Origin of the sequence: Bacillus sp. DNRA2 (assembly GCF_012843265.1) — a bacterium.
GTDB lineage: Bacteria > Bacillota > Bacilli > Bacillales > Cytobacillaceae > Bacillus_BU.
This window is the reverse complement of record NZ_JABAIT010000002.1, coordinates 143603-167236: the sequence shown is the minus strand read 5'-3', so window position 1 is coordinate 167236 and position 23634 is coordinate 143603. Positions and strand designations below refer to the sequence as shown.

20 protein-coding genes, 1 pseudogene and 1 riboswitch are annotated in these 23634 nt (G+C 40.1%); of the genes and pseudogenes, 13 read left to right on the top strand and 8 right to left on the bottom strand.

What is annotated here, in order from left to right; all coding sequences use genetic code 11:
- Window positions 1-4: 4 nt before the first annotated feature.
- A complete protein-coding gene (locus HHO41_RS03265) occupies window positions 5-1099 on the top strand; it encodes a GerAB/ArcD/ProY family transporter (RefSeq protein WP_169095422.1) in 1095 nt (364 codons plus the stop codon).
- Window positions 1100-1549: 450 nt separating this feature from the next.
- Here HHO41_RS03265 and HHO41_RS03260 read toward each other — a convergent pair.
- A pseudogene (locus HHO41_RS03260) lies at window positions 1550-2503 on the bottom strand (LCP family glycopolymer transferase); the annotation flags it as partial.
- Between the two features lie 421 nt (window positions 2504-2924).
- On the opposite strand from HHO41_RS03260, the gene hmpA reads away from it, so the two are divergent.
- Entirely contained in the window at window positions 2925-4166 is a 1242-nt protein-coding gene (hmpA, locus tag HHO41_RS03255) for an NO-inducible flavohemoprotein (RefSeq protein ID WP_169095420.1), read from the top strand.
- A 33-nt stretch (window positions 4167-4199) separates the two neighbouring features.
- On the opposite strand, the gene HHO41_RS03250 is transcribed toward hmpA, so the two are convergent.
- Both HHO41_RS03250 and HHO41_RS03245 read right to left on the bottom strand, forming a co-directional pair.
- Entirely contained in the window at window positions 4200-5063 is an 864-nt protein-coding gene (locus tag HHO41_RS03250; protein ID WP_169095417.1) for a hypothetical protein, read from the bottom strand.
- A gap of 42 nt (window positions 5064-5105) precedes the next feature.
- Window positions 5106-5987: a LysR family transcriptional regulator gene (locus tag HHO41_RS03245; RefSeq protein ID WP_169095416.1), complete on the bottom strand. Its 882-nt coding sequence runs from the start codon at window positions 5985-5987 to the stop codon at window positions 5106-5108.
- A 217-nt stretch (window positions 5988-6204) separates the two neighbouring features.
- On the opposite strand from HHO41_RS03245, the gene HHO41_RS03240 reads away from it, so the two are divergent.
- From HHO41_RS03240 to HHO41_RS03205, 8 genes are all read left to right on the top strand, one after another.
- Window positions 6205-8604 carry a 3-hydroxyacyl-CoA dehydrogenase/enoyl-CoA hydratase family protein gene (locus tag HHO41_RS03240; RefSeq protein ID WP_211171018.1) on the top strand — a complete coding sequence of 800 codons (2400 nt, stop codon included), beginning with the start codon at window positions 6205-6207 and terminating at the stop codon, window positions 8602-8604.
- Window positions 8605-8680: 76 nt separating this feature from the next.
- A complete protein-coding gene (locus HHO41_RS03235) occupies window positions 8681-9865 on the top strand; it encodes an acetyl-CoA C-acyltransferase (RefSeq protein WP_169095414.1) in 1185 nt (394 codons plus the stop codon).
- 61 nt (window positions 9866-9926) lie between these two features.
- Window positions 9927-11708 carry an acyl-CoA dehydrogenase family protein gene (locus HHO41_RS03230; protein ID WP_169095412.1) on the top strand — a complete coding sequence of 594 codons (1782 nt, stop codon included), beginning with the start codon at window positions 9927-9929 and terminating at the stop codon, window positions 11706-11708.
- Window positions 11709-11780: 72 nt separating this feature from the next.
- Window positions 11781-13280, top strand: coding sequence for a long-chain-fatty-acid--CoA ligase (locus tag HHO41_RS03225; protein WP_169095410.1), 1500 nt, complete (start codon window positions 11781-11783; stop codon window positions 13278-13280).
- A 125-nt stretch (window positions 13281-13405) separates the two neighbouring features.
- On the top strand, window positions 13406-13807 hold the full coding sequence (locus HHO41_RS03220) for an acyl-CoA thioesterase (RefSeq protein ID WP_169095408.1): 402 nt from the start codon (window positions 13406-13408) through the stop codon (window positions 13805-13807).
- Between the two features lie 106 nt (window positions 13808-13913).
- Complete coding sequence (locus HHO41_RS03215) at window positions 13914-15716, top strand: M3 family oligoendopeptidase (RefSeq protein ID WP_169095405.1); 1803 nt, start codon at window positions 13914-13916, stop codon at window positions 15714-15716.
- 400 nt (window positions 15717-16116) lie between these two features.
- Window positions 16117-16557 (top strand): BclA C-terminal domain-containing protein, encoded by a 441-nt coding sequence (locus HHO41_RS03210; RefSeq protein WP_169095403.1) that lies wholly within the window; start codon window positions 16117-16119, stop codon window positions 16555-16557.
- A 118-nt stretch (window positions 16558-16675) separates the two neighbouring features.
- Complete coding sequence (locus tag HHO41_RS03205; RefSeq protein WP_169095401.1) at window positions 16676-17059, top strand: DUF4183 domain-containing protein; 384 nt, start codon at window positions 16676-16678, stop codon at window positions 17057-17059.
- A gap of 43 nt (window positions 17060-17102) precedes the next feature.
- On the opposite strand, the gene HHO41_RS22695 is transcribed toward HHO41_RS03205, so the two are convergent.
- Window positions 17103-17459: a DUF4183 domain-containing protein gene (locus tag HHO41_RS22695; RefSeq protein ID WP_169095399.1), complete on the bottom strand. Its 357-nt coding sequence runs from the start codon at window positions 17457-17459 to the stop codon at window positions 17103-17105.
- 260 nt (window positions 17460-17719) lie between these two features.
- Between HHO41_RS22695 and HHO41_RS03195 the strand changes: the two genes are divergently transcribed.
- On the top strand, window positions 17720-18688 hold the full coding sequence (locus HHO41_RS03195; RefSeq protein ID WP_169095397.1) for a PstS family phosphate ABC transporter substrate-binding protein: 969 nt from the start codon (window positions 17720-17722) through the stop codon (window positions 18686-18688).
- A 118-nt stretch (window positions 18689-18806) separates the two neighbouring features.
- Here the strand turns inward: HHO41_RS03195 and HHO41_RS03190 are convergent, their stop codons facing one another.
- The 3 genes from HHO41_RS03190 to HHO41_RS03180 all read right to left on the bottom strand — a co-directional run bounded on the left by HHO41_RS03190 (window position 18807) and on the right by HHO41_RS03180 (window position 20892).
- A complete protein-coding gene (locus HHO41_RS03190; protein WP_169095395.1) occupies window positions 18807-19970 on the bottom strand; it encodes an iron-containing alcohol dehydrogenase in 1164 nt (387 codons plus the stop codon).
- 123 nt (window positions 19971-20093) lie between these two features.
- Window positions 20094-20444, bottom strand: a complete 351-nt coding sequence (locus HHO41_RS03185) for a hypothetical protein (protein ID WP_169095394.1) — start codon at window positions 20442-20444, stop codon at window positions 20094-20096.
- 61 nt (window positions 20445-20505) lie between these two features.
- The gene (locus tag HHO41_RS03180; protein ID WP_169095393.1) at window positions 20506-20892 is read right to left on the bottom strand and encodes a hypothetical protein; all 387 of its coding nucleotides are present in this window, start codon (window positions 20890-20892) and stop codon (window positions 20506-20508) included.
- 183 nt (window positions 20893-21075) lie between these two features.
- Between HHO41_RS03180 and HHO41_RS03175 the strand changes: the two genes are divergently transcribed.
- Window positions 21076-21330, top strand: coding sequence for a DUF2621 family protein (locus HHO41_RS03175; protein WP_169095392.1), 255 nt, complete (start codon window positions 21076-21078; stop codon window positions 21328-21330).
- Window positions 21331-21359: 29 nt separating this feature from the next.
- On the opposite strand, the gene HHO41_RS03170 is transcribed toward HHO41_RS03175, so the two are convergent.
- Entirely contained in the window at window positions 21360-21767 is a 408-nt protein-coding gene (locus HHO41_RS03170) for a ribosomal maturation YjgA family protein (RefSeq protein WP_248278349.1), read from the bottom strand.
- Window positions 21768-21971: 204 nt separating this feature from the next.
- Window positions 21972-22051: riboswitch (glycine riboswitch) on the top strand.
- Window positions 22052-22181: 130 nt separating this feature from the next.
- On the opposite strand from HHO41_RS03170, the gene HHO41_RS03165 reads away from it, so the two are divergent.
- Complete coding sequence (locus HHO41_RS03165; RefSeq protein ID WP_169095391.1) at window positions 22182-23558, top strand: amino acid permease; 1377 nt, start codon at window positions 22182-22184, stop codon at window positions 23556-23558.
- The last annotated feature ends 76 nt before the right edge of the window (window positions 23559-23634 follow it).

Here is a 23634-nt window from a genome sequence, read left to right as displayed (position 1 = left end):
AATTTTGTTAACCAAGTGGGAAACATTCGTTTTACTATTTATGACCATTCCGATCATGAGTCATGTTGTGATTCTTCCGCTGTTAATTGACGTAGTTGGAAGGGATGCTTGGATTTCTGTATTACTTTCACTTCCAGCGGCACTGATTTTCGCTTTAGTGATTTATAAGCTAAGGCTTCAATTCCCAACTATGAACATAACAGAAATCCTCGTCCAATTGTTAGGGAAATGGCTAGGTAAAGGTGTTCAACTCATCATGATGCTGTATTTTATGTTTTTAACAATTCTTTCGTTTGCCTGCTTAGTCGATCTGATCTATATTGCTTTTCTACCAAGCACACCCCGTGCATTTACTTTAGTTTGGTTTTGGGCTTTTGTCGTTTATGCAGCGTCAAAAGGGATCAAACGGATTGCTTTAACCGCGTGTCTGTTAGCATTGATTTCCGCGGTGATAGGTCCATTCATATCGTTTATGGCCACTTTTCTTAAACATTGGGCTCAGCTGAAGCCGTTAGTAGAATATGGCTGGAATCCTGTATTGTTGGGTACTCTTATTCTAGTTAGTGTTTGGATGGAATTACTGTTGTTATTATGTATACCAATTGAAAATATCCATGTAAAACGACTTTATATATTTTGGGTAGTTGGAATTAGTATAAACGCCATTTTAATGCTGTCGACTGCAACAGGTGCGATAACAATCTTTGGATTAAGACAGGCAGATAATTTTGTCTATCCTGCGTTAGAAATTATTCGACTCATCAATTTAGGTATCATCGATCGTGTCGATGTATATGCACTAATCGTCATGACATTTGGATCTTATATTCGTTGCAGTCTTTATTTACGATTGGCATTTGATGTGGGGGTCAAGAATACCGCATCAAAACTCATCAAACGCTCGACATTTGCTCTATTAGCCGTTATTGCGTTGGTCGGATCCTATTTTATTGCTAAAGAGCACTTCCGTGTTGATCGAGGAATCATTGCCTATACATACATGATTGTTCTATATCCGCTTCCGTTTTTGTTATTAGGAATTTCACTTTTTAAAAGGAAAAAAGCAGACACCTCCGAAGAATATCCAGTTCAACAATGAAAAAAACTCAATTTCTCCTATGACGGGGAGGAATTGAGTTTTTTGATTGTTAGTCATTCGATTGCCTTAATTTCCGCTTGGATTTGGTGTAGGTTGTTCACTACCGGTTGAATCAGTGCCAGTGCCAGTATCAGCACCACCGCCAGTATCAGTACCACCGCCAGTATCAGTACCACCGCCAGTACCAGTGCCACCACCAGTACCGGTGCCACCGCCAGTACCAGTGCCACCACCAGTGCCAGTGCCACCACCAGTATCAGTACCAGTACCAGTTTGTCCCTGTGGTGGCTGATTGCTCGTACCACTGCTACTTTGACCTGTTGAATTTTGGGTCTTTGGCTGGGTGGTAGTCGTTTCTTTGGTTTCTTGTGTATTGGTTTCCGTATTTGTTTGTGTTGTGGTCTTGCTTTCAACCTTGTTTTTAGACGTATTTGGCTTAATTTTTGTTAAAGAAAGCCCTAGGTGTTCACGCAATAAATCAGATAGTTCTTGTCTTGTTTCGTCTTCGACGATGTAGTAATATACATTTTGTTTTCCGGTAAAGAAGAGACCACCTGTACCTTTAATCTCGATTTTTTCGATTGTTTCAGCTGCTGGTTTGTAGATTTTTTGGATACCAAGCATGTCGTCAAGGGTTAGGTTTGTTTTGATATTATTTTCTAATGCTTTAAGAATGTCATTGTATTTTGTTAAAGCTTTGAGTGATGTTCCCTTTTCAATAACCTTGGAAATAACCTCTCGTTGCCGTTCTTGGCGACCAAAGTCACCACGAGGGTCTTGTTTACGCATCCGAGAATACATAAGTGCTTCATTGCCATCTAAATGTTGTTCACCTTCTGTAAGATGTACTCCATCTAAATCAAATTCGTATTTATTGTTAACATCAATTCCACCAACGGCATCAACAATATCTCTAAAACCTTCCATGTTGACTTCAACATAATAATCAATTGGAATATTTAAGAAGTTCTCGATTGAATTAATCGTCATTTCAATGCCACCAAAGGCGTATGAATGATTCATTTTATCGTAAGAATAAGTTTTTCCATCTTCATCAATTAGCTCAGCGCGAGTATCCCGTGCAATACTAATTAGTTTACTGGTTTTTAATTTAGGATTTAAGGTTAATACCAGCATGGAGTCAGTACGACCTGAATCACCATCACGTTCGTCCACTCCAACTAATAAAATGGAAATTGGATCTTTTCGATTAAACTTTATTTCATCTTCACGCTTGTCAGAAACCTTCCGATTAATTGGCTTATTCATAGTGTCAACTGCACTAGCAATATTAGAATATACGTTATATAGATACGCAGATAAACCTATTATTATAACTCCCAAGATACTTAAAGAATATCGAATCCATTTCCGTTTTTTAGTTGATTTTACTCTACTTCTCATTCACACAAATCCCTTCACATTTTAGGGTCGAATATTGCCTTTTTTTGCTACAAAAACAATAAAATTATAATACTGTAAGCAACCTTTATCAAGCACAAATGTATAAGTGGAAGAACGTGGCCAAGATTTTAGCGTAAAATTGTTGAAAATTTGTTTGATTTATTAAGCAGGAAGTTTAATAGTTCGGGAGTTTCATAGGGGGAATTCTTAAAGAAGCACTAAAATATGTTATAATGTAATTCCTTGGCAGGGGCAGCAAAAAAAGCAGGGCTCATCACGAGTATAGTGATGAACCCTGCTTTTTTCATTGCTTTATTATTATTATTTTGGAAGAAGGTGTGATTTATATCACTAATCTGTTGTTATTTTTATCATATAATCACTATCGAAATAATGATTATTACATAAGGGGTGTTATAATTTGTTGAATCAACAGACAATTAGCATTATTAAATCAACAGTACCAGTTTTAGAACAGCATGGTGAGGCGATCACAACACGTTTCTATCAATTATTGTTTGGCAATCATCCTGAACTATTAAATATTTTTAATCATGCAAATCAAAAACAAGGTAGGCAGCAAAAGGCCCTAGCGAGTGCCGTTTACGCTGCTGCGGTATATATTGATAACTTAGAAGCGATCATTCCAGCCGTAAAGCAAATTGGTCATAAACATAGAAGTCTTGGAATTAAACCAGAACATTACCCAATTGTCGGAGAGCATCTATTGCTTGCGATTAAGGATGTTTTAGGAGAAGCAGCAACCGATGAAATCATCGATGCGTGGGGACAAGCCTATGGTGTCATTGCCGATGCGTTTATTGGTGTAGAAGCCGAGATGTACGAAGCAGCTGCAAGCGGGGTCGGCGGCTGGGACGGTTTCCGTGAGTTTGTAGTTGATAAGAAAGTGAAAGAAAGTGACGTTATTACTTCGTTTTATTTAAAACCTGTCGACGGCAAAGAGATTGCTTCATTTTTACCTGGTCAATACATTAGTGTGAAAATGGAAATGGAAGGCGAAGAGTATACGCATATCCGTCAATATAGTTTATCCGATGCCTCAGGGCAAGATTATTACCGCATCAGCGTCAAGCGTGAAGGTGGGACTGTCAACCCTGATGGAAAAGTATCAAACTACCTTCATGATCAGGTAAAAGCAGGGGATGTGTTAAAGATTAGCGCACCAGCAGGTGATTTCGTACTTGATACAATTCGTAATACTCCGATTGTGCTGTTAAGCGGTGGGGTTGGTTTAACTCCGATGATGAGTATGTTAAAAACAGTTGTTTCCACTCAGCCAGACCGACGTGTTACGTTCATCCATGCTTGTGAAAATGGAAATGTCCATGCACTGAGAGAAGAAGTGGAAGCATTGTCAGTACACGAAAACCTGAAATCGTTCGTATTTTATGCTGCACCAACGGATGACGACCGCAGTAACAATCGCTTTGATGTTGAAGGCTATGTTACACAAGCTTGGCTTGAGAAAAATCTGGCAGTAAAAGAAGCAGAATTTTATTTTTGCGGACCATTACCGTTTATGAAAGCCATCAATCAATCCTTGAAGGCGTTAGGTGCAAGCGATGACCACATTCACTTCGAGTTCTTTGGACCGAAGGGTGATTTAGAAGAACAAGCGAAAATTGAAGCAGTTAGAGTATAAGCTTTCATATTTTGAATGGATGAAGTCTCAGCCCTAGTTTGTTTTAGGGGTGAGACTTTTGTCGTCTTTACGAATTCGATCGTAAACTAATTTCCGAGAAAAACTAGCTGATTGTATGATAATGAAATACATGACAAGCAAATATCGAAATTGCTTTACTTTTAACAATTTGCTTTTTATGAAAACGAGGTCGGTCATCATCATGACAAGTAAAGATTTAAGTTTAGGGAGGATTCCGGCATCCTTCATCCACCATGCTGTAAAAGTTGAAACAATATACACCCAAAAAGGTGAGAGTTTAAAATGCTCTTTCCAACTCAAGATCGGAGGTAAACCATAACGTATTTTTTTCATCAGGGCAAGGACATAGGCGAGGTTATTCCCTGTCATCTGAATGATATTGAAATGTGATAAAAATAAAAAAAACTTGTTCCTTTTTTCAAGTTGTTTGTCCCATATATCATTAATTAAAAAGGAGATAAATGTAAACACAAATGTATATACTGTTTTCCACCAGTTATTTTTATAGACACCTAAATAAATAAATAATCGCTCAATCAATATGAAATAGGTGCTAAATAACAATTTAATCTTCCAGCTTAAGCCAAAAACAGTAATAAATAAAGCAGCGACAGGAACATAAAAAGCTTGGGACCAGACTGCACCAAATATACTATCTACCATTTTATCCTTAAAGAATTTTGGTTTATAAACATAGCCATTGAAAAGAGGCACGACAAAGTATTCGAAAATATATGCAATCCCTACATAATTAAAGAAGAGGACTAAATGCTTTTTTCTATCGGTACTTTTATAAAATGAGAGAACTAATAGAACGAATTGGATGACGCCTAAAATAATATAAGGGTATTTATTTCGTGATTTTTTGGATCGCATCAATAACACTCCGTCATGTTTTTGTTAGTATTTGTTCCTTTACTAACTTCTAAACAGCTCAGACTTAAGCTCTCTAACAAAATTTTTTGTGATCAGCGATAGTTGTTTTTTCTCAGAACGAACTAAACCGAGGCAATTTGTATTGTCATAACCAGTAATTTCAATTGGAACACCTTCGCCCTGAAGGATATAAGGGTCGTTTTTGATAATGAATTCAGAGCCGACTGTAATCGCTAAACCTTCCCGAACAGCGCTTCTAATCGCATCAAGATTATTTGTCCAAAACAATATATCTACCGGACCGTATTTGGAAGTAAGGTCATCAATGAACCATCGCACTGAGTCCTCTTGATATAACACAAAAGCATGATGGTGCAATTCCTGTTCTGACAGTGATTCATAAAGTGCAAGTGGTGAATGCCTACTTACAGCAACGATCATTTTCCCTTTCATTAAAACCTCAATATCGACTGTCACGGCATTGAGCTTGTCCTCTTTTATACTAATTACACCAATGTCCAGTTTATTTTGCTTGATTTCCTCGATAATTTCTCTTGAGCTTTTTTCGGTCATTTCAACGCGTACATTTGGATAGCTTATTTTAAAAGTAGATAATGCTTTTACTAAGAAGGTCATCGTGCCAGGAACCGTTGCTACTCGCAATTCGCCACTTATAAAATTAGAATGGACTTCTGCTTCTTCTTTCAGTTCCCCTATTTTACTTAACACCTCATATGCCTTACGGATAATAGGTTTTCCTTCAGCCGTTGGCTCTGCGCCGAGTCGAGAACGCCGGAAAATTTTTACCCCTAATTCTGTTTCAAAATTGGTAATCGATTGACTGATAGCTGATTGGGTAACATGAAGCTGCTGTGACGCCGTTGAAAGAGAACCTGTTTTTGCTACTGCAACGATATATTCCAATTGTTCAAGGTTGATAAAAATCTCCCCTTTATATTAGTTTGGCTAAAGGAATTATTATTTTTATTAATTTTACTTTAAAAAAAGTGAATTGTACAATTAATTTAGAAAATTCAAATAAATATTAAAGGAGGTAATGAAAGCGCATCCAAAAAAACTGCGATAACTGCCTGATTTTAAAATTAAGTCAATTGAAAATATAGTGAATTGGAGGATTATCATGACCAACATTCGTAAAGCCGTTGTTATTGGTTCTGGCGTCATGGGTTCTGGCATTGCAGCGCACCTGGCCAATGTCGGAATTAAAACGCTGCTGTTAGATATCGTTCCGCACGTCTTAACTGAAGACGACCGTAAGAAAGGTTTGACAGAGGACAGCCTATCTTTTCGCAATAAATTTGCACGAACAGCAAAGGAGAGCATGCTGAAGGCTAAGCCAAGCCCGCTTTATAGTCGGGAAGATATCGATTTAATCAGTGTTGGAAATATTGACGATCATCTGAGCCAGATTTCTGATGCGGATTGGATCATTGAGGTCATCGTCGAAAATCTTCAAGCGAAACAGGAACTTTTTCGTAAAATCGAGCAGTATTGGAATCCGGGAACGATTGTTAGTTCAAACACTTCAGGTGTTTCAATTGAAGCAATGGTGGAGCAGTGCCAAGAGCCGTTTCGGAAATGTTTTCTAGGGACACACTTTTTCAATCCACCCAGGTACATGAAACTACTCGAAATCATTCCACATCCAGACACAGAGCCACAGATTATATCCTTTATGAAAGAATTTAGTGAAACGAAGTTAGGTAGAGGCGTTGTGATAGCAAAGGACACCCCGAACTTTATCGCCAATCGGATAGGGACTTACGGCTTAATGGTCACCATCGAGGAAATGTTGAAGCGTGAACTCACAGTGGAGCAAGTTGATGAACTCACTGGCACCGTGCTCGGTCGTCCAAAAAGCGCCACGTTCCGGACGTTGGATATGGTCGGGTTAGATACATTTGTTAGTGTCGCGAATAATGTTTACGAAAATGTTGCAGATGAAGCGGAGAAAGCAGTCTTTCAGGTTCCAGACTTTCTGCAGCAAATGGTTAAAGCGCGAATGTTAGGAGATAAAACGCGCCGTGGATTTTATCAAAAAATAAGGAATGAAAAGGGCACTGACATTCAGGTCCTTGATTACAACGAACTACAATATCGCTCAAAATTGAAACCATCATTTCCTTCGCTAGAGCAGGCGAAGAGTATGAAAAAATTACCAGAGAAAATTCGCACCCTGCTATTTACCAAGGATGTTGCCGGAGAATTTGCCTGGGCAATTACGAAGAGAGTTCTGCTTTATTCTGCAAACAAAATACCGGAAATTGCTGATGATCTTGTCGCTATTGACCAAGCGATGAAATGGGGCTTCAACTGGGAATTGGGTCCGTTTGAGTTATGGGATGCGCTAGGTGTTCGAGAGTCAGTTGCAAGAATGAAGCAAGAAGGCGAAGTCATTCCGACATGGGTTGACGCAATGCTCGAATCTGGACAAGCTTCATTTTATACAAAAGAAAAACAGCAAACCTTCTACATTACCTTAAGTGGTGATATGTCCTCAATTCAAGAATCTGAAAAAATTATTCATTTAGCAAAGTTAAAAGAACAAAACAACATCATTTTCAAAAACAGCGGTGCCTCTCTAATCGATATCGGTGATGACGTGGCCTGCCTAGAATTTCATTCACCTAATAATGCGATTGGAGCAGACATTATCCAGATGGTGAATCGCTCCCTGGATGAAGTGTCAAAAAATTATCGTGGACTTGTCATTGGTAACCAAGGTAAGAACTTCTGTGTCGGAGCAAATCTGATGATGCTCCTAATGGAAGCACAGGATGAAAACTGGTTTGAAATTGAACAAATTGTCAAAGCGTTCCAAGATATGACGATGGCAGTCAAGTATTTTGAAAAGCCTGTCGTTGCCGCGCCATTTGCGATGACGCTTGGTGGGGGAACGGAAATATGCTTGCCAACCGCAAGCATCCAAGCAGCAGCCGAAACTTATATGGGGCTTGTTGAAGTGGGTGTCGGCTTAATTCCAGGTGGTGGCGGTAATAAAGAATTACTGCTTCGAAATATTGAATCCGTCGATGTGGATGGAGTCGTGGATTTGCAACCATTTGTGAACCGAACTTTTGAGGCAATAGGAATGGCAAAAGTATCAACGAGCGCTAAGGATGCCAAATCATTAGGGATTTTAACATACAAAGATCGGACATCGGTCAACAAAGAACATCTATTATATGATGCGAAACAGAATGTGCTAGCGCTAAGTGCAAGCGGATTTAAGCCAAGGCAGCCAAAGAAGATTCGCGTGGTTGGAGCACCTGGTGAGGCAGTAATGAAGCTTGGCATCTACCAAATGAAGTGCAGCGGTTATATCAGCGAGCATGATGAAAAGATTGCGAAAAAACTGGCACACGTTCTCGCAGGTGGAGATATTGCAGCCAATTCTTATGTGACTGAACAATATTTGCTTGATTTAGAGCGAGAAGCGTTTATCAGCTTGTGCGGTGAAATTAAAACGCAACAAAGAATACAGCACATGTTGCTAAAGGGCAAGCCGTTAAGGAACTAGATCTAGTCAAATTTTAATAGAAATTGAGAGTGACTCTAAAAAGCCACCAAACAGCTCGTAAAAGGAGGTAAATCATTTGAGAGAAGCAGTAATCGTCGCAGGAGTAAGAACAGCAGTTGGAAAGTCAGGGAAGGGGACGCTGCGGTTTGTGAGACCAGAAGATTTAGGTGGAATTGTTGTAAAAGAGAGCATCAACAGAGCAGCTGGACTGAATCCCGAAGAGGTAGAAGATGTCATTATTGGCTGTGCGATGCCGGAAGGAGAGCAGGGGTTAAATTTAGGGAGGATTGTTGCCTTACGTGCGGGTCTACCATCGTCTGTACCTGGTTATGTGATTAATCGATTTTGTTCCTCCGGCTTACAAGCGATTGCGATTGCAGCGGAGAGAATTATGGCTGGATTTGCAGATTGCATTGTAGCTGGCGGTGTCGAAAGCATGAGCCATGTACCAATGTCAGGCTATAAACCATTACCGAATCCTTATCTGGTGGAGCATGCACCTGAAATCTACTGCTCAATGGGTCATACAGCGGAGCAGGTCGCACAACGTTTCGGGGTGTCACGCGAGGAGCAGGACCGTTTTGCTGTAAAAAGTCACGAAAAGGCTGCACGTGCCATTGCTGAGGGTAGGTTTAAGGAGGAGATCTTCCCGGTCGAAGTGACCAATCGTTATCCGAATGCGGAAGGTCAAATCGTTGAAGAAAGCATTATTTTTGATACAGATGAAGGGGTTCGCCCAGGGACAAATCTTGAGTCGCTTGCGAAATTAAAGCCGGCGTTTCATGTTCAGGGCAGTGTGACGGCAGGAAATTCCTCGCAAACAAGTGATGGAGCAGCAGCGGTAGTGGTCATGTCTAGGGAAAAGGCCGAGTCATTGGGACTCACACCACTGGCGATATTCCGCTCGTTTGCAGTCGGGGGTGTTGAACCCGATGTGATGGGAATCGGTCCTGTTGTAGCCATTCCAAAAGCGTTGCAAATGGCTGGAATCACTAAGGAACAGGTTGATTTATTTGAAATAAATGAAGCGTTTGCCTCCCAGTGCAAATATGTTATCGATTATTTGGAATTGGCTGAGGAAAAGGTAAACGTGAATGGAGGAGCGATTGCTTTAGGGCATCCATTAGGCTGTACTGGTGCAAAACTTACCGTCTCACTCATGCACGAAGCACGCAGGCGTCAGAGTAAATACGGCGTGGTGTCGATGTGTATCGGTGGCGGAATGGGAGCAGCGGGAGTATTCGAATTTCCGAATCGATAATTCTACTTTTGATAGAAAGATAAGTTTTGTTTAAAAAAATAAAAAAATGGAGGAACTGAATATGACTGTTAAACAAGAATTCATTCGCGGTGGTAGCTTTTTACTAGGTGAAACAAAGCCAGAAACCATTTTCACACCTGAGGACCTTTCAGATGAGCACAAAATGATTGCGAAAATGACAGCTGACTTTATCGAAGGCGAAGTTTTTCCGCATGATGAAGAAATTGAAAAGCAAAACCTTGACCTGACAGTTCGCCTCCTAAAGCAAGCTGGAGAGCTTGGCCTGCTTGGAGCTGACGTCCCCGAGGCTTATGGCGGCACAGGTCTTGATAAAGTTAGTTCATCAATGATTACTGAAAATATGGTAAGAGGCTCTTCGTTCGCATTAAGCCATGGCGCTCATGTCGGTATCGGTAGTCTCCCGATTGTCCTGTTTGGAAACGAAGAGCAGAAGCATAAATATCTACCAAGCCTTGCTACTGGCGAGAAGCTTGCTGCCTATTGTTTGACTGAACCAGCTTCTGGCTCAGATGCCTTAGGTGCGAAAACGACTGCAGTCTTAAATGAGGAAGGGTCGCATTATGTTCTAAACGGAACAAAGCAGTTTATTACAAACGCCGGCTTTGCTGATGTATTTATAGTCTACGCGAAAGTTGACGGTGAAAAATTCACCGCGTTTATCGTTGAAAAAGGATACCTAGGTGTGTCAACTGGTGTGGAAGAAAAGAAAATGGGCATCAAAGGCTCCTCAACCCGAACCCTCATTTTAGAAGGGTGCCAGGTACCTGTCGAAAATGTTTTGGGTGAAGTGGGTAGAGGTCATGTAATTGCGTTTAATATTTTAAATATTGGCCGGTACAAGCTGGCAGTTGGAACGGTTGGTTCTTCGAAGTGGGGGCTAGAACTCGCAGTCAAATATGGCAGGAATCGTCAGCAATTTGGCAAGTCGCTTACTAATTTCCCGCTCATTCAGAAGAAAATTGCGGAGATGGCAATTCGTACGTATGTCGCAGAAAGCCTAGTTTACCGCACGACAGGACTGATTGATCAAGCGATGGAGGCGATTGATAAAAATTCACCGACTTATGGGCGGGAGATTGCCAAAGCGGTTGAGGAATATGCGATAGAATGCTCCATTAACAAAGTATTTGGCTCAGAATGTCTTGATTTTGTCGCGGATGAAGGTTTGCAAATTCATGGTGGCTATGGATTTACACAGGAATATCCAATCGAACGAATCTACCGTGATTCTAGAATTAACCGGATTTTCGAAGGAACCAATGAAATCAATCGCCTGCTAATTCCGGGAACACTTTTAAAGAAAGCGATGAAAGGTGAACTGCCACTATTACAAGAAGCGCAAAAGCTTCAAAAAGAGTTAATCGCTTATATGCCAACCATCGTCGATGACGAAATGTTAGCGAAAGAATCAGCAATGTTACAAGCTGCCAAGAAAATATTCTTGATGGTCGGTGGTAGCGCTGTGATGAAATATCAGCAAAAGTTAGAGCGTGAACAGGAAGTGCTTGAGGCACTTGCTGATATGATCATTGAAATTTTCGCCATAGAAAGTGCAATTTTAAGGACGAAAAAATCGATCGAGACAGAAGGACTAGCCAAAGCGCAACATAAATTAAAGATGACCCAAGTCTACTGCCAAGAAGCGTTTAACACGATTGAGGAAAAGACAAAGTCAACATTAGCCGCAATCGAAACGGACGAAATGCTCAGCATGCAATTGTCGATTTTGAAAAAACTAACCCGCTTTACGCCTAGTAATACGATTTCCTTAAAACGTGATATTGCTTCACATATTATCGAAGCCGAAAAATATCTTGCCTAGTTTCATCATCTGTGGCTGAAAGATTAAGAGATTCACTAATATAATTTATCATTCTGATAGGAGGCAGGGCACTTGAGCTGGAACTTAAGCGAGAATTTAAAAAGGATAGCAAATGGTTTCCCAGATCGAATTGTGTATCAATTTATGGATCAGAGCACCACGTATGCCGAATTAGACTTCTTAGTTGATCGATTTGCTGCGGCGCTGGCTAAAGAAGGTATCGGTAAAGGGGACGCCGTTGCTTTATTGCTTGGAAATACGCCGCATTTTGTCATTGCTTACTACGGAATTCTAAGGTCAGGAGCTGCTGCCGTACCAATTAATCCGATTTTTAGTCCGCGAGAGATCGAGTATATTTTGGTGAATAGTGAAGCGAAAGCGGTAATCTCTATTCCCCAACTACAACTCGTACTGTCTGCGTTAAAGCAGAAATTGAATCACCTGGGGCTCGTCGTGTATACCGATCAGCTTGATTCGGAATGGAATTTTGACCAATTTGTCCGCATTGCCAATCTTAATTTTATCAGCCCTGTAATCGAAAAGGATGATCTGGCGGTTATTCTTTATACTTCAGGGACGACAGGAGATCCTAAAGGAGCGATGCTGACTCACTTGAATATGGGGTCGAACGCCCAAGCCTGTACGAAATTGTTTGAGTTGACCCATGAGGATCGAATTATAACGGTGTTGCCAATCTTTCACGTGTTTTGCATGACGGTTTGCATGAATGCAACGATTACCTGCAGTGCAACCATGGTGCTTATGCCAAAATTCAGCCCGACTGAAGTAGTCAAAACCATTAAGGAACAACAAGCAACGATTTTCGTCGGTGTACCAACGATGTACAATTTCCTGCTTCAAGTTCCGAATGCAACACTTGAGGATTTTCAATCCATTCGTAGCTGTGTCTCAGGTGGTGCACCGCTGCCAGTCGCTTTGCTGCATAAATTCGAGCAAAAGTATCAGGTGAAAATTATGGAAGGCTATGGTTTATCTGAGGCATCACCTGTGACGGCGTTTAATCCGATTCATGGTGTTCGTAAGCCTGGCTCAATCGGGATTGATATTCCGTACGTCACCAACAAAGTTGTCGACCCATATGGTCAGGAAGTGCCACGCGGTGAAATCGGCGAGCTGATTGTTCAAGGGCCGAACGTGATGAAAGGCTACTTAGGAATGCCTGAGGCTACCGAAATCGCTTTGCGTGACGGCTGGCTCTACACTGGTGATATGGCGAGAATGGATGAAGACGGTTACCTGTATATTGTGGATCGCAAGAAGGATATGATTCTAGTTGGTGGATATAATGTCTATCCGCGCGAGGTCGAAGAAGTTCTCTATGAACACCCAGCAATTGTTGAAACGGCCGTCATCGGTGTCCCTGATCCAGAATATGGGGAAGCCGTTAAAGCATTTGTCGTTTGTGAAGGGGTGTCATTGACTGAAGCTGATTTGATTGATTACTGTAGCGGTAAAATTGCAAAGTATAAAATCCCCAAATCGATTGTGTTTGTCGATGAATTGCCGAAAAATACAACCGGAAAAATCCTTCGCCGAATGTTACAAAGCTAAATATGAAACTTTTGGTTCATGGCTGTATGTTGAGCCAGGGTGATAGACTAATAGATAAACGACAAATGGCTTGAGCTAAGTTCAAGCCATTTGTTTACTATTTTTAAAAGAAAGAAGGGGAAGCAATGGAACACAATACATATATCAAAACGAGATATTGTGAAACGGATGACTTTGGTCATGTCAATAATGTAAGTTATTTCATTTATCTTGAACAAGCCCGCGTCGATTTCTTTATCGACACTGGTAGGTTTAAAAACATAGAAGACTGGAATTTCGTCGTTGCTTCTGCCCACTGCGACTATGTTAGCCAAGCATATGTGAATCAAAATCTTATCGTGAAAACATGGGTGAGTAGGCTTGGCAACTCCAGTGTCACGTTAAAACATAAGATTGTCGACCAAACAACTGAAGTGGTCATCGCAACCGGCGAAGTGGTCTTAGTTGCGTTTGATTTTACTAGCCAAAAAAGCGAACCATTAAATACGCAAATGCTAGAGCATTTGAAGCAATATTTACATGATTGACACCTACATCAACCTCACCAAATGAAATTTACAGCACCAATGCAGTATAATAAAAAGTATTAGCTTCATTTTCCATCCAATTCAGTCAAAATAAGGAGTGTGCTAAATGAAATATACTGATACTTGGGATTTAGACGCGATTTTCCCTGGTGGGACAAAATCGCCTCAATTACAAACAAAATTGCAGCAAATCCAAACGGAAATTCAATCCTTACAGAATTTAATCCATGCCTGGGATTTCAGCGAAGACCAAACCGCAGCACCGTTACTAGCGATATTAGACAAGCAAGAGGAAATCAGCAAAGGTCTTGGCCAGGCGGGGACTTTCGTCCATATGTATCACGATGCCCATACAAATGATGAACATGCCAATGTCGTAAAGGGACAAGTCATCGACTTAGGCAGCCAAATTGAAAATCTCTCAACGATTTTCACGAAAAAGCTGGTAGCGATTCCCGATGAAGCTTGGCCAGAGCTCTTGGAAGCCCCACAATTAAAGCAAATTTCCTTTGCCTTATCCGAAATTCGCGATCAAGGCAAGCGATTGTTATCAGAAGCAGAAGAAAAATTGATCACCGACCTAAGTAAGGATGGAATCACCGCTTGGAGCCATTTATACGATACCGTTGTATCAATCATGACCATTCCATTCACAGATAAACAAGGAAAAACAACAGAGTATTCCGTTGGTCAAGCGATGAATCGAATGTATGCAGACCCAGATCCTGAGGTGCGCCAGCAATTATTTGAAAATTGGGAAGCGGCCTGGAGCAAATATGCTCCGATTTTCGCCGATACTTTAAATCATTTAGACGGGTACCGAATAACCCTACAAAAAGCACATGACCGTGAGCACTTTTTGGATGAGCCGTTAGAATATAACCGAATGTCCAAAGAAACGCTTGATGCGATGTGGACTGCCGTCGCGCAAAATAAACAACCTTTCATAGATTTCCTTAATCAAAAGGCCAAAATCTTAGGAATGGAAAAATTAGGCTGGCAGGACGTCGATGCTCCGGTTGCATTAGGTGATTTTAAACCACTGCGCTTCACATACGATGAAGCATGTGATTTCATCGTCGAAAATTTTGCTAGCTTTGGTGAGCAGATTTCAGCTTTCGCTAAACATGCCCTGACCAATCGATGGGTGGAGGCGGAGGATCGTCCGAATAAGCGCCCAGGCGGATATTGTACCAGTCTTCCGGAAGCGGAGGAATCGCGGATTTTTATGACCTTCACTGGTTCTCCGTCGGATACGAGCACACTTGCACACGAATTGGGGCATGCGTTTCATAGCTATGTGATGCGAGATTTGCCGGCACTGAATCGCCGCTATGCAATGAATGTTGCGGAAACAGCGAGTACTTTTGCTGAAACGATTATCGGCAATGCGACCGTGGCCAATGCCAAATCGAAGGAAGAGAAGATTTCCCTGCTTGATGCAAAATTAGGGAACGCAACAGCGATGTTCTTGAATATTCATGCCCGTTTTATTTTTGAAAATAACTATTATGAAGAACGTACGAATGGAATCGTATCCCAGCAACGATTGAACGAACTTATGGTTAACGCCCAGAAAGAAGCCTATGGTGATAGCTTATCAACCTACCACCCGCATTTCTGGTGCAGTAAACTTCATTTCTTTATTGATGATATTCCGTTTTACAATTTCCCATATACCTTTGGCTATTTGTTCAGCTTGGGAATCTATGCGGAATTTTTGAAAAATCCAGAAGGCTTCGAGGAAAAATATATTGCCTTATTGCGCGATACAGGCTCAATGAAGGTAGAAGAGCTTGCCATGAACCACTTAAATGTCGACTTAACTACCACGGCATTTTGGGAAGCGGGAATACAGTTAATGGAAAAAGACGTAATAGAATTTACTCGCTTAATCAGCGAAAACTAAACGAAACATCATCATCCAGCAGGAGTCGCGTCATGTGACTCCTGTTTTCTTGTCCATTAGTCCATTGTTGGCAATAAAAAACTAAATTTCCGTAAAATGGTATACCCCTAGGAATGTTTCCATCTCCACAGGCATATTAATGTAAGAGATCAATAAACTTTTGTAAATAGAAAAGGGGGAATTGATCATGGAAAGATGTATTTCCTGTGGAACTGAACTCTGTAGAATGGAGCGAAATCGCTGTGAGTGTTGGGACTGTCGCGAAAGGACGTATGAAGCATACGGCGAAGAACCAACTGAAGAGTAAATAATATTATTTGAAAAAACTGGATAAAAATGGGGTAGTTTCCGATATGGAAACTACCCCATTTGAAGTTTATTAAAAAAGGAGGGCTTTCTGATGAGTCTAGATTTGCAAAAGGCTGTTGATGCAACTGAAGACTCGATGTATGCATCTAATACAACAGGTCCGACGATTGCGACGATTTTAGGCGGAACTAATATCCCACTTGCAAATAATCAAAATTTAAGTAGTTTTACTGTCAATGGTGCTAATGACACATTTACAGTGCCAATGACGGGTCGATATTTAATTTCATACCAAGTAAATACTACTACGGCCTTGTTGGTAAATACTAGGATAATACTTAACGGCGCTACACCGATTCCAGGCTCAATTATTGACCCGGTTCTTAGTCTCGCAGTGTTTAACAATAGTATGATTGTACCTCTTAACGCTGGGGATACGATTACACTGCAGCTGTTTGGATTGCTTGGATCTGTTACATTAATTGGCGGTGGCGCAACTGGGGCAGCACTCACCATCATTCGTTTAGCGTAAGGAAACATTTAAACTCTAGTAAATTTCGAGAGAAAATTACGGATTACGAATATTAGTCCAAGCACTAGAAACGATGATGAATAAACTATAACAGATTCGTTTGAAAGGGGGGATTTACATGGCACTTCAATTAATGAAGCTATTCGTAGGTGTTACGACAACAACGACTGCAGGCCCTGCAGATACAAGATTCTTCTATACAACGCTTGCGCCTGTTGGTGCTGGTTCAACTTTAACGATTGATGCAGCTGATTTCCTAATGGATGATGGGAACAATGTCGTTTCTTTACCTGACCTTGAATTGAACAATAGCTATTTCAATGTTTACGTCAATGCTGTCTTACAGATGTCTGGTATTTCAACTTACACCGCTGGTGCTACTGGAGTTGGTTCACTTGAGATTGCTGTTCCAGCAGTTGGTCAGGGTATTCCACTAAACACGCCGATTGTTCTTGAGGTCGTTAACTTCACTCCAGATTCACAAAATACAGTTACAACTTAATGAATTACCTCCAAAACGGGTCAGATTTAAGACCCGTTTTATCTTAACGTTTAAAAAAGAATTCTACTATTTCGATAATAATAGGGGTGGCGGTATAAATAGTACCGCCAACATTTTTGATTGTTAAACCTTTAGTTGATAGAGAATAAATGCTACTCTGCTGCATGACACCATTAATATATAAATTGATATAGCCATTTTGTTTCTGATAAGGAAAGCCAGTTATCAAATTTCCTTGGTCGCTTACAAACTTATTCGCTGGAAGAAAATGATCTTCGGTAAGCTGGATGTCTTCCTCACAAATGAAAAAAAATCTCCTTACAGATGGGATCACTCTTAAAGGCTTGTTCTGGTTTGAGTGATTTGCATTATAAGATGGTTTTGGAGGTTTAGGGGGCACTTGTGATACGCTCCTTTCTTAAAATGTCTATACACTATAGTAAATTGATGAAAGTGAAAAATGGTTAGAGACAAACGCCTATTTATGGGAAAAAATTGTACATATATTAGGCATATTGATCAGCGAGATAGAGAACCTTTACAAATAATCCATTAATCGTTTACTTAAATTTACAATTTATTCAAACTAGATTAATAGTAAGCTTGTATATTTTAACTTGTAGAACAAATGACAAACTAATCTCTAGGGGGAACAAGTAAATGAAAAGCACGAAAAAATGGAGCCTACTACTTTTAATTGCGGCAATCATGATGTTCACAGCTGCATGTGGGGGCAAAGATTCAGCAAACGGAAAAGCAGATAAAAATAAAGCAGAATTAGATGGCGAAGTTGTAATTGACGGTTCAGGTACGGTTTATCCGTTTATGGCTAAAATGGCAGAAAATTATATGACAAATGAACAAGAAGGCGTGTCTGTAGAAGTTAGCCGTGCTGGTACTTCAGCTGGTTTCAAAAAGTTCCTAGTAGAAAATGGTACTGATTTTAATAATGCATCTCGCACAATTAAAGACGAAGAAAAAGCAGAAGCTGAAAAATTAGGAATGGACGTACAAGAATTAAAAGTAGCTTTAGATGGAATCACGATTGTTATTAACAAAGATAATGATTGGGCAACTAAGTTAACAAAAGAAGAAATTGTTGATATTTTCTTAGATAGCAAAGGTAAGAAAAACTGGTCTGACGTTCGTCCTGACTTCCCTAAACAACCTATTAAAACTTACGGACCAAACGAAAACCACGGCACATATGAATTCTTTTATGAAACAATTTTAGGTGAGCAAGATTTAGTAAAAGGCATTAATTTACAACAGGATTATTCAACATTAGTGGATTTAGTTTCAAAGGATAAAAATGCGATCGGATTCTTCGGTTATGGTTATTATGCAAGCAACACTGATAAACTAACAGCTGTTAAAGTTGACTTCGGTAATGGTCCTGTAGCACCAACACTTGACACAATTGCTGAAGATGGTGATTATGCACCATTCACTCGTCCAGTATTCACTTACCTAAACATTCAACATGCTAAAGATAAGCCACAAGTGCTAGATTATGCGAAATATACAATGAAAAATGCTCAAGCTGTTGCCAAGGAAACTGGCTTTGCACCGTTAGCAGATGAAGACATCGACACAGCGCTTAATAATTTAGATAAAATCAAGAAATAAAAGAGTAGAGTAAGTAGAAAGAGCGGGTTTACTTCTTCACTGTGAAACTCGTTCCCTTCATAAAAAAGTGCCTTTTCGACGATGCGAAAGGGCACTTTTTAATATGCGTTAGAGTCGATTATTTTGCTATGTTAAAGATTTCTAATAAATCTGCTTCGTGCAATTTGACAAAATTTCCAAGCGGACCACGTTCTGTGCCTTTCTTGGCCATTTCCGCAAAGTGCTCATCACTAATGTTTGCTTCAGACAGGCGAACTGGCATGCCGATAGAGCGGAAGAACTGTTCGGTTTTGAGGATGCCTCGTTTCGCAGTTCTCTCAAGATTATTCAAATCAATCTCGACATCCCAAACACGATGAGCAAATTGAGCAAATCGATTGATATCATGTTTGTATACATATTTCATCCAAGCTGGAAAAATAATCGCCAACCCGGCACCGTGAGCGATATCATAAATCCCGCTAATTTCATGCTCAATATCGTGACTTCCCCAATCACCGACACGGCCAGTACCTAACAAATCATTATGAGCAAGCGTGCCTGACCACATAATCTCTGCGCGAGACTGATAGTTGGTCGGGTCATCTAGGACAAGATGGGCATGATTGATAATCGTTTTAAGGGAAGCTTCACATAAACGATCGGTTAACTCAACATTTTTTTCGTTCGTAAAATATCTTTCCAAAATATGCGCCATCATATCTGTAATCCCGCAGGCTGTTTGATAAGCTGGCAAGCTATAGGATAGCTCAGGATTTAAAATGGCAAATACTGGTCGCATGATGTCATGACCCGTTGACCGCTTATACCAGCCATCTTCATTGGTAATCACAGACCCGCTGCTCGACTCACTGCCTGCTGCAGGAATTGTTAATACGACTCCAAGTGGGAGCGATTCAGTCACTTCTTTCTTTCCATCAAAGAAATCCCAAACATCTCCATCGTATGTAGCGCCAATCGCGATTGCTTTAGCAGAATCGATGACACTGCCTCCACCAACTGCAAGGATGAATTGAATATTTTGCTCTTTGCAAAGTTTAACACCTTCACGTACCAAGCTAACTCTTGGATTCGGCTTCACTCCACCTAATTCAAAAATTTCAATTCCTTGCTCATGCAGTGAATGAATGATCTTTTGGTACAATCCAGTTGCTTTAATACTTCCGCCACCAAAATGAAGTAGGAGCTTTTTGCCGTAGCTGGCACATTCTTCACCAACAAGCTGCTCTTTATTTTTTCCAAAGATAATCTTTGTTCGATTTTGAAACACAAAATCCTGCATACCATTCCCTCCTAAACTGCGTCAATCTCTTCATTCGTTATTTTAATATAACTAATTGGTAAAAGAAACAAAAGCCACCTGGATGTAATCACTTAGCAATAAAACAGGGAAGATATCTGTTAACTATCTTCCCCAAACTTTACTGTCCTTGTTGGTGTTCATTAATTTAACTTTAGAATCACCAGGGTTTGTTTCGTATTTAGATTGATAATGATGATGAACGTCCATCAATTTTTCAACAGCTTCCGAAAATTGCTGCTGAGTAATTTGTTTGTTTGCATATGATAAGCATAATAAGGCAAGTGCGATCGGCATCGTATCTAAATTCACGTGAACCTTCACATCAACATCGGAATTACCGCTGTGATTAACGGCAGATGAGACGTCTGCTTTCACTTCATTAATTGTTCTGTCTTTTACTAGCATTAAATCATCAAAAAAACGGCTCGTGACTTTTAAATCTTCACTCTTCAAAAGGATTACCTCATTTCTATTCATCATGTTTAAGAAGGGGATACGCTGATCCCCTTATAAATTAATACTTGTGTTTCGAATTTTGATCATGGTCTTTTTCTTGACTTTGTTTGCCGAAAAAATGATCGTTTTGTTTGCTTTTTTGTTGTTGTTTCTGATTTTGATATTGATCTTGATCCTGATCAGATTCAGCACGAGCACGAACTTTAGCATTCGTATCGGAGTACACTTTTGCATCAACATAGACATTGGAGTTACCACTTTTGAATACTTTTGCGACGGCGCTGTTTTTGTTTTTGGATTTACTCTCGCTATCTGTATCGAATTCATTATCAAAATCTAAATCGGACTTTGCTTTGGAATCGCTGTCGCTGTAGGATTTGTTGTCACTTTTGTTGGAGCCTTTGTTAAAACCTTTGTTATTGCCTGAAAACCAAGGATTGTTCAATAATATCCCCCCCTTCTACATTCCTAACATCAATATATTCACACTTGGCCAATTTGGTTGGACAAACTGATTAGGGGAAGGGTGGAATTTTTGATTGGGAATAATATGTTGTTATGGTGTATATAGGAATAAAGGTGTATAATACTTTTGTATATTTTTAAAATAAGGAAGGTATTGAATATTATGGAATGGAATCAAGATGCAAAGGATTTATTAGAAGAATTAGTTTCACCTATTCCGGTTTTTGTTCGCCCAATGGCAAAGAAAAAAATCGAAAATACAATCTTAGCAGGCGTCAGCGGCAGTATTGTAACAAAAGACGATGTTGTTAAAGGCTATCTTGCGGGTTCACCTGGTGATATGCAAGAGCGCGCTGTTAAGCTATTAAAAGCAAAAGGTGTAGATTTAACACCGTACGCAGAATTACTTAACAAGTAACATAATGAAAAAGGTTAACCAAAAAATGGTTAACCTTTTTTTAATAGCTTATCAATTCCAGCGCCAATCAAGATCCCAGTCGTATAACGAACTAGATCGATGAACAGAAAACCTTTCCCCCATATTAATGCTCCGAGAACTGTCGCGCGAATGTCATTGAGCCATTCCGCCTGGTATAGTTGGCTAAATTCTATTGCGAAGCTAAATATTATACTGAACAAAAATGACCATCCAACCTTTTTAGAAATCAGTAAAAAACGGAATCCAAAATAAACCATCATCCCCCACAGTGCATCGCCGGCATGTTCTGCGACAAAAAACGGTAGCATTGCCGCGTATTGGCGAGAAGCCAGTCCTAACAAAATCGTGATGATGATTGCGATAAAATAAATGACCCGTTGCGAGCGGGATTGAACTGTTTTCCTGGAACCCATCATCCATAATCACTACTTTAAATAGAATTTTGACCAAATTATATATAATTATGTGTAATCTAGCAAACTATTAAGAGATGGTATTGACCAAAATAAGTAATACTGATAAAATTTAAAATTATTGCACAATAACTTGTTGGGCGACTAGGACGGTGCATAATGAAAATTGAATAGCGGGCTATGATTGCTATGGGTCACACTATAGCAGGAGCAGCTTCTGGAGAGACCGCAACCTGTTGCGGCGCCGAAGGGTTCACAATCTCAGGCAAAAGGACAGAAGAGTATCGAATTCGTTTGTTTTCCCAAATAGGGGACAAATCTATTTGTTATTCTGTCAAACAATGAGATTGGAGCAATTCCAGTCTCTTTTTATTTTTCAAAAAAGAATACAAGAGTAACAAATTGGGGGAATTCATTATGGAGCAGAAGGAATTAAAGAAAGACCTGAAAAATCGCCACGTACAATTGATTGCCATCGGTGGAACAATTGGAACAGGCCTTTTTCTAGGCTCGGGGAAAGCGATTTCACTAGCTGGACCGTCCATTATCTTTTCGTATTTAATTATTGGTATCATGGTATTCTTTGTGATGAGAGCTTTAGGTGAACTGCTGTTATCGAACGCAGGCTATCAGTCGTTTACTGATTTTGCAGCAGATTATATTGGACCGTGGGCCGGTTATGTGACAGGTTGGACGTATTGGTTTTGCTGGATTATGATCGGTATGGCCGATATTATTGCAGTTGGAATGTATGTTCAATATTGGTTCGATATTCCACAGTGGGTTCCGGCTGTAGTGTGTTTAGTTATTTTATTAGGGCTAAATCTGTTGACGGTAAAGCTGTTTGGTGAATTGGAATTTTGGTTTGCCTTAATTAAAGTCATCACCATTTTAGCGTTAATTGCCATCGGCGTAGTTTTATTAATAATGGGCTTTAAGACTGATGCAGGTGCAGTTACAGTAACGAACTTATGGAACTATGGCGGTCTATTTCCAAATGGAATCGGCGGTTTCTTACTATCATTTCAAATGGTATTGTTCGCGTTCGTTGGGGTTGAACTGGTTGGAGTGTCAGCGGCAGAAACCTCAGACCCTCAGAAAAACATTCCATCGGCAATCAACAAAATTCCATTGCGGATTCTGTTTTTCTACGTTGGCGCCATCTTGGTTATTTTAACGATAAATCCATGGGAGAAATTGAATGCAACGAGCAGTCCGTTTGTGCAAGTATTTGGGCTAGTCGGTATTCCTGTAGCAGCTGGAATTATTAACTTTGTTGTATTAACCTCAGCAGCCTCGGCCTGCAACAGCGGTTTATTTTCAACAAGCCGGATTCTTTATAATTTAAGTCAAAACGGGCAAGGGCCAAGCCTGTTTTCTAAGTTAAATAAAAATCATGTTCCGAGTAATGCCTTATTTACTTCAACCATTGTCATTTCAATTGGAGCGCTCTTAAGTAAGTTGATACCTGGTCAAGCATTTGGAATTGTGACAACGATTAGTGCGATTTGTTTCATTTGGGTTTGGGGTATTATCCTCGTTTCACATATTCGTTATATGAAAACCCGTCCAGATTTACGCGAAAAATCAAGCTTTAAGGCACCACTTACACCATTTATCAACTATGTTGTGCTCGCATTTTTCGCATTTCTATTGATTGTCATGTTGTTTGCTGAAGAAACGCGAACGGCTCTATTGCTTACACCGCTTTGGTTTGTGTTATTGTTCGGATTATATGCGATGAAAAAGAAGAAAGAAACAGTGGTCGAATTCAAACAAGAAAAAGCAATGTAAATATAAGAAAAGTACATGGCACCAGATTACAGCTTATGAGCTCGTGCCGAAGGCGCTTTACGCTAGCCAATAAAAA